The organism is Arhodomonas aquaeolei DSM 8974 (assembly GCF_000374645.1).
Classification (GTDB): domain Bacteria; phylum Pseudomonadota; class Gammaproteobacteria; order Nitrococcales; family Nitrococcaceae; genus Arhodomonas; species Arhodomonas aquaeolei.
Genome location: NZ_KB894843.1, coordinates 1 through 2,242, shown reverse-complemented (window position 1 = coordinate 2,242; position 2,242 = coordinate 1). Strand labels below are relative to the sequence as shown.

The 2,242-nt window shown below is 57.7% G+C and carries 2 tRNA genes and 2 rRNA genes; all 4 read left to right on the top strand.

The window, feature by feature from the left end:
- Positions 1-507: ribosomal RNA gene (locus C516_RS0117980) — 16S ribosomal RNA — on the top strand; the annotation flags it as partial.
- 86 nt (positions 508-593) lie between these two features.
- Positions 594-670 (top strand) — tRNA-Ile (locus tag C516_RS0117975).
- A 13-nt stretch (positions 671-683) separates the two neighbouring features.
- A tRNA-Ala gene (locus C516_RS0117970) sits at positions 684-759 on the top strand.
- A gap of 210 nt (positions 760-969) precedes the next feature.
- Positions 970-2,242: ribosomal RNA gene (locus C516_RS0117965) — 23S ribosomal RNA — on the top strand; the annotation flags it as partial.

Below are 2,242 nucleotides of genomic sequence, written 5' to 3'. Positions count from 1 at the left end.
CCGAGTGACAGGTGCTGCATGGCTGTCGTCAGCTCGTGTCGTGAGATGTTGGGTTAAGTCCCGCAACGAGCGCAACCCTTGTCCCTGGTTGCCAGCGGTTCGGCCGGGAACTCCAGGGAGACTGCCGGTGACAAACCGGAGGAAGGTGGGGATGACGTCAAGTCATCATGGCCCTTATGGGCAGGGCTACACACGTGCTACAATGGCCGGTACAGTCGGTTGCCAACCCGCGAGGGGGAGCCAATCTGCTAAAGCCGGTCCCAGTCCGGATTGGAGTCTGCAACTCGACTCCATGAAGTCGGAATCGCTAGTAATCGCGGATCAGCATTGCCGCGGTGAATACGTTCCCGGGCCTTGTACACACCGCCCGTCACACCATGGGAGTCGGCTGCACCAGAAGTCGGTAGTCTAACCTTCGGGAGGACGCCGCCCACGGTGTGGTCGATGACTGGGGTGAAGTCGTAACAAGGTAGCCGTAGGGGAACCTGCGGCTGGATCACCTCCTTTAAAGAGTGCCAGTTGCCCGGCAGCATTGCCGGCGCGAGTGCCCACTCAAGCCATCTGATCGGTAAAGAGCAAGCAAGCGGCTACACGGGTCTGTAGCTCAGTTGGTTAGAGCGCACCCCTGATAAGGGTGAGGTCGGTGGTTCAAATCCACCCAGACCCACCACTTACCAGAGCACGGGGCCATAGCTCAGCTGGGAGAGCACCTGCTTTGCACGCAGGGGGTCGTCGGTTCGAGTCCGACTGGCTCCACCATCTCAGCCCCGTCGCGCGCGCTGCCCAGCGCTAAGCATCGACACCCCCGTGGTGACGGTGCTTAGCCCTGGTCTACGCGACCAGTCGCTTGTAGCCGGTTCTTTAACAATTCGGGAAGTCGCCGCAATACGTATCTTCACTGATACGTCTTGGGCATGAAGCATTCGCTCGACTGACTTGACGAGAATCCCAGACTGTTTGGGGTTATATGGTCAAGCGGTCAAGCGCACACGGTGGATGCCTTGGCGGCAGGAGGCGATGAAGGACGTTGTAGCCTGCGATAAGCCTCGGGGAGCTGGCAAACAAGCTTTGATCCGAGGATGTCCGAATGGGGAAACCCACCCGTCACAAGGCGGGTATCACACACTGAATCCATAGGTGTGTGAGGCGAACCCGGGGAACTGAAACATCTAAGTACCCGGAGGAAAAGAAATCAACCGAGATTCCCTTAGTAGCGGCGAGCGAACGGGGATTAGCCCTTAAGCGTGTGGTGCGCTAGCCGAACGGTCTGGAAAGTCCGGCCATAGTGGGTGACAGCCCCGTAGGCGAAAGCGATCCATGCGTGAAATCGAGTAGGGCGGGACACGTGTTATCCTGTCTGAATATGGGGGGACCATCCTCCAAGGCTAAATACTCCCTGCCGACCGATAGTGAACCAGTACCGTGAGGGAAAGGCGAAAAGAACCCCGGAGAGGGGAGTGAAATAGAACCTGAAACCGTGTGCGTACAAGCAGTCGAAGCCCGCAAGGGTGACGGCGTACCTTTTGTATAATGGGTCAGCGACTTACTTTCAGTGGCGAGGTTAACCGTTTAGGGAAGCCGTAGGGAAACCGAGTCTTAACCGGCGTGTAGTCTCTGGAAGTAGACCCGAAACCGGGCGATCTACCCATGGCCAGGGTGAAGGCGGGGTAAAACCCGCTGGAGGCCCGAACCCACTAACGTTGAAAAGTTAGGGGATGAGCTGTGGGTCGGAGTGAAAGGCTAAACAAGCCCGGAGATAGCTGGTTCTCCCCGAAAGCTATTTAGGTAGCGCCTCGTGTCTCACTCCCGGGGGTAGAGCACTGTTTCGGCTAGGGGGGCATCCGTGCCTTACCAAACCGATGCAAACTCCGAATACCGGGAAGTGCAATCACGGGAGACAGACGGCGGGTGATAACGTTCGTCGTCAAGAGGGAAACAACCCAGACCGCCAGCTAAGGTCCCCAAATCACGGCTAAGTGGCAAACGATGTGGGAAGGCACAGACAGCCAGGAGGTTGGCTTAGAAGCAGCCACCCTTTAAAGAAAGCGTAATAGCTCACTGGTCGAGTCGGCCTGCGCGGAAGATTCAACGGGGCTAAAGCCGTGTACCGAAGCTGCGGATGCAAGCGTTTGCTTGCATGGTAGGGGAGCGTTCCGTAGGCCGCCGAAGGCGGACCCGTGAGGGCCGCTGGAGGTATCGGAAGTGCGAATGCTGACATGAGTAACGATAATGGGGGTGAAAA